This window comes from Betaproteobacteria bacterium, from assembly GCA_016791345.1.
Classification (GTDB): domain Bacteria; phylum Pseudomonadota; class Gammaproteobacteria; order Burkholderiales; family JAEUMW01; genus JAEUMW01.
Map to the genome: position 1 here is coordinate 1 of JAEUMW010000410.1, position 4,529 is coordinate 4,529.

At 65.0% G+C, this 4,529-nt stretch carries 5 protein-coding genes; all 5 read right to left on the reverse strand.

Annotated elements, in window-relative coordinates:
- A partial coding sequence (locus JNK68_15660; GenBank protein MBL8541781.1) for a nitrogenase iron-molybdenum cofactor biosynthesis protein NifN occupies positions 1-425 on the reverse strand: 425 nt, incomplete at its 3' end.
- A gap of 2 nt (positions 426-427) precedes the next feature.
- Positions 428-1,810 carry a nitrogenase iron-molybdenum cofactor biosynthesis protein NifE gene (gene nifE / locus JNK68_15665; GenBank protein ID MBL8541782.1) on the reverse strand — a complete coding sequence of 461 codons (1,383 nt, stop codon included), beginning with the start codon at positions 1,808-1,810 and terminating at the stop codon, positions 428-430.
- 10 nt (positions 1,811-1,820) lie between these two features.
- Positions 1,821-2,168 (reverse strand): (2Fe-2S)-binding protein, encoded by a 348-nt coding sequence (locus JNK68_15670; protein ID MBL8541783.1) that lies wholly within the window; start codon positions 2,166-2,168, stop codon positions 1,821-1,823.
- A gap of 51 nt (positions 2,169-2,219) precedes the next feature.
- Entirely contained in the window at positions 2,220-3,779 is a 1,560-nt protein-coding gene (nifK, locus tag JNK68_15675; protein MBL8541784.1) for a nitrogenase molybdenum-iron protein subunit beta, read from the reverse strand.
- Positions 3,780-3,845: 66 nt separating this feature from the next.
- Positions 3,846-4,529: nitrogenase molybdenum-iron protein alpha chain (locus JNK68_15680; protein ID MBL8541785.1), on the reverse strand; the 684-nt coding region annotated here is incomplete at its 5' end.

Here is a 4,529-nt window from a genome sequence, read left to right on the forward strand (position 1 = left end):
GCGCCGACGTAATCCGGCGTCGAGGCGTAGACCACCTCGGTGCCGGCGAGGGCTTCGCCGTGCCGCTGGCGGATGAGCTTGAGGTGGCCGTGGACGTCGTCGCCCTTGGTCTCCGTGAGGCCGGTCGAGGCGATGCCTACCAGTGCCGGCTGCGCGCGCTCCTTGATGTTGAGCAGCGCCTGCTCGATGTTCTCCAGTCCGCCGAGGATGGTCGTCACCTCGTTCATGGCGGTGGTCTGCAGCGGAATCGCCTCGCGGAAGTGCCGCACCAGCAGCACGAGGCCGAACGACGTGCAGCCCTGCGAGCCGTGCATGAGCGGCATGCAGCGGTCCATGCCGAGATAGGCATAGCAGGCACCGAGCGGGGAGCTCATCTTGAGCGGATTGACCGCGCACGCCTTCTTCGATTCGACGACCTTCGCCATCGTCACTCCCACGGCGCTGGCGCGCGCACCTGTGCCCACACCGGGTTGGAAAGCGCCTTGTCGATCTCGTGCACCAGCGACACCATGCCCTCGTACCCGGCGTAGGCGTAATGCCGCTCCTGATTGATGTCGAGCCAGGGCATGCGTGCCTTCAGCGCGACGAACTGCGAGCGGCCGCCGGAGAGGATGATGTCGGCGCGCGCCTCGGCCAGCATCCTGTACATCTCGCGCGGCTTCATGTCGTCGACCATGTGGGCGTCGGTCCCCATGATCTCGACGATGCGCGCCTTGTCCTCCTTCGTCGACTTCTTGACCGAAGTGCCGACGATCTCGAGCCCGGCTTCCTGCAGGGCCGACACCACCGACCAGCTCTTCACGCCGCCGGTGATGAGCAGCACCCGTTTGCCTTCCAGGCGCGGCCGGTAGGCGGCGATGCGCGCGTGCGCCCGCGGCTCCTCGACTGCGATCAGCGCCTCGGTGCGGTCGACGAGGTCGTCAGGTGCGCCGCGCTCCACCAAGAGCCGCACCAGGTTGCGCAGCGTGTCGCTCATGTCCGAGATGCCGTAGAAGCTGCCCTCGAAGAACGGGATGTCGTAGCGCTCCTGCATCTTGCGCGCGACGTTGATCATCGACTTCGAGCACACCATCATCGCGGCCCGTGCGCGGTGGCTCTGCGCCACTTCGCGGAAGCGTCCGTCACCGGAGATGCACGACAGCACGCGGATGCCGAGCGCGTCGAGCAGCGGCTTCACCTGCCACAGCTCGCCCGACAGGTTGTACTCGCCGATGATGTTGATGTCGGTCGGTGTCGTGTACTCGGGCTCGATCGTCCCGATGACGTAGTCGAGCAGCGCCTCGGCCCCCAGCTTGTTGCCGAGGTTCTTGGCGCCGGCGAAGCCGGGCGCGTTGACCGGGATGACCGGCTTGCCGAACTTTTCCGTGGCGCGCTTGCAGACGACTTCGATGTCGTCGCCGATGAGCGCGGTGACACAGGTCTGGTAGACGAAGACCGCCGGCGGATCGTATTTCTCGATGATCTCGCGGACCGCCTTGAAGAGGCGCTTCTCGCCGCCGTAGATGACATCGAGCTCGTTGATGTCGGTGGTGAAGCCGGTGCGGTAGAGCTGCGGCCCGCTCGATGCCGCGTGGCGGTTGTCCCAGGAATTGCCTTCGCAGGCGATCGGGCCGTGCACGAGATGGGCGACGTCGACGAAGGGCTGCAGCGCGATCTTCGCGCCGTCGAAGGCGCAGCCGCCGGCCGCTGCACCCGGCGCGAGCTGCTTGGTGCAGCCCTTCTTCCGCTCCTTCTCGCCCTTCGCCTGGTTGTGGTCGCAGGCGGGCTCCTCGAAGACGGACTGGATCTTGGCAGATACGCGCGCGTCCATCGTGCGGCCCCTAGAACTTCACCAGGATGTCCTCGTTGCGGACGATGAACTGACAGGCCAGCCGATACGGCGGCGGCACGTCGTTCACCTCGGCATCCTCGATCTGCTTGCGCGTGATCTTGCCGGCGAGCTTGAGTGCGACCTTCTCCTTCTCGGTGAGTGCGATGCCCATCGGCGTCTTGCCGGAGAGGATCTGCACCTCGACGGCACAGGAACCGCACTCGCCGTTCTCGCACTCGAAATCGACGGGCACCTTGTGGGCCTTGGCGACGGCGAGCAGCGTGTGGGTATCGCCCGCCGTGGCGTAGACCGTGAGGTCCTTCTTCATCCGCGGTGAGCTGAATGTGACATTGGCCATGATTGCGTCCTCGGTGGCGGGCGGGCGGCAGCCGCCGCCCGCGCCGCATGTTCAGCGAATGATGTCGTAGCTGTAGTCGGTCTTCGCCGTGTCGATCGTGTCGGCGTCGATGGCCTCGAAGATCTCGTCCAGGAGGGTCACCAGCACCCGCAGCGAGCCTTCGTATCCCCAGATCGGGAAGCGGTGGTGGTGATGACGGTCGAAGATCGGGAAACCGAGCCGGATGAGCGGCACGCCGACGTCGCGCTCCAGGTACTTGCCGTAGGTGTTGCCGATGAGGAAGTCGACCGGCTCCGTGCACAGCAGCGAGCGCATGTGCCAGAGATCCTTCTTCGAGTACACCTTGCAGTCGCGTCCGAAGGGGCTCGCGTCGAACAGGGCCTGCACCTTCGCCGCCCAGTCGTCGTTGCCGTTGGTGGACAGGACGTGGGTGGGCTCCGCGCCGAGTTCGAGCAGGAAGCCGGTCAGGCCGAGCATCAGGTCGGGGTCGCCGTAGAGGGCGAACTTCTTGCCGTGCAGATGCGCCTGGCTGTCGGCGATGGCGTCGACCAGGCGGCCGCGCTCCTTCTCCAGTGCCGCCGGAATCGGCTTGCCGGTGAGCTCCGACACCTTCATGAGGAACGCGTCCGTGCCGGCGACGCCGAGCGGATGGTTGAGCAGCACCACTTCCTGCCCCTTCTCTGCCACGAACTTCGCCGTCTTCTCGGTCGTGTATTGCTGGAAGAAGATGGTCGCCTTGGCGTGCACGGCGCGCGTCACCTCTTCCTTGGTGGTGCCGCCGTCGTACATGCGGAACTCGCCGTCGGTGGGCGTGTTCCAGGCATCCGACGGGTCGCACACGATGGTGTAGTCGGCGCCGAAGAGGTCGAGCACGCGGCGCATCTCGGGCATGTTGCCGACGACGTAGCCGTCGAAGCCGCCGATGAAGTTGATCGACTCGTTCGGTTCGCGCTTGAGCGGCTCCGCGGTCTTGGCCTTGCCGTCCCAGAAGTGCTTGAGCACCCCGAGCAGCGCGTTGTCGTAGCCGGTGATGTGGCTGCCGACGAAGGCCGGCGTGTGCGCGAACGGCACGTCGAACTCGTTCGGGATCGAGCCCTTCTGCTTGGCGTTCTTGATGAACGCGTCGAGGTCGTCACCGATCACCTCGGCCATGCAGGTGGTGGACACGGCGATCATCTCGGGTTTGTACAGGTTGTAGCTGTTGGCGAGCCCGTCGATCATGTTGTTGAGCCCGCCAAACACCGCCGCGTCTTCGGTCATCGAACTCGACACGCACGAGGTCGGCTCCTTGAAGTGGCGGGAGAAGTGCGAGCGGTAGTAGGCGACGCAACCCTGCGAGCCGTGCACGAAGGGCAGGGTCTTCTCGAAGCCGACCGCTGCGAACACCGCGCCCAGGGGCTGACAGGCTTTGGCCGGGTTGACCGTGAGCGCTTCGCGGGCGAAGTTCTTCTCGCGATACTCCCAGGACTTGGTCCACTCGCGGACTTCCTGGATCTTCGCGTCGGGGTGCTTGAACTCGAACTCGCGCTTCTTGCGCTCGAACATGTCCGTGTATTCCTGCCCACGGAACAGCTCCAGGTGGTCGAGGACCTTATCGGCGCTCTGGGTCATCTCAGTACTCCTTCAATCGGGTAGGGTGGGAGCGCGCGGCACGAGGCACCGCGCCCCCACGTGGCGTTACTTCTTCCAGGGCGCTCGCGCGAGGCCCCACACGGGTGCGTTGATCGCCATGTCCATGTCGCGGGCGAAGATCGCGAAGCCGTCGTAGCCGTGATACGGTCCGGAATAGTCCCAGCTGTGCATCTGGCGGAACGGCACGCCCATCTTCTGGAACACGTACTTCTCCTTGATGCCCGAGCCGACCAGATCCGGCTGCACCTTCTCGACGAACTTCTCGAACTCGAAGCCGGTCACGTCGTCGTAGATCAGCGTGCCGTCCTTCACGTAGTGCGTGGTCCGCTGGTAGTCGTCGTTGTGACCGAACTCGTAGCCGGTGCCGACCACTTCCATGCCGAGGTCCTCGTAGGCGCCGATCACGTGACGCGGCCGCAGGCCGCCGACGAACAGCATCACCTTCTTGCCGGCGAGGCGCGGCTTGTACTTGTCGACCACGGCTTGCGCGAGCGGCTTGTACTTGGCGATGACCTCTTCGGTCCTGGCCTTGATCGCGTCGTCGAAGTGGTTCGCGATCTCGCGCAGGCTGCGCTCGATCTGCGACGGACCGAAGAAGTTGTACTCCACCCAGGGAATGCCGTACTTCTCTTCCATGTGCCGGCTGATGTAGTTCATCGAGCGGTAGCAGTGGAGGATGTTGAGCTTCGCCTTCGGCGTGTTCTCGAGTTCGGCAATGGTGCCGTCGCC

Bases quoted from the DNA above. Each gene is read 5' to 3' on its own strand.
- JNK68_15670 (MBL8541783.1), bottom strand. From the start codon at position 2,168: ATGGCCAATGTCACATTCAGCTCACCGCGGATGAAGAAGGACCTCACG.
- nifE (MBL8541782.1), bottom strand. From the start codon at position 1,810: ATGGACGCGCGCGTATCTGCCAAGATCCAGTCCGTCTTCGAGGAGCCC.
- nifK (MBL8541784.1), bottom strand. From the start codon at position 3,779: ATGACCCAGAGCGCCGATAAGGTCCTCGACCACCTGGAGCTGTTCCGT.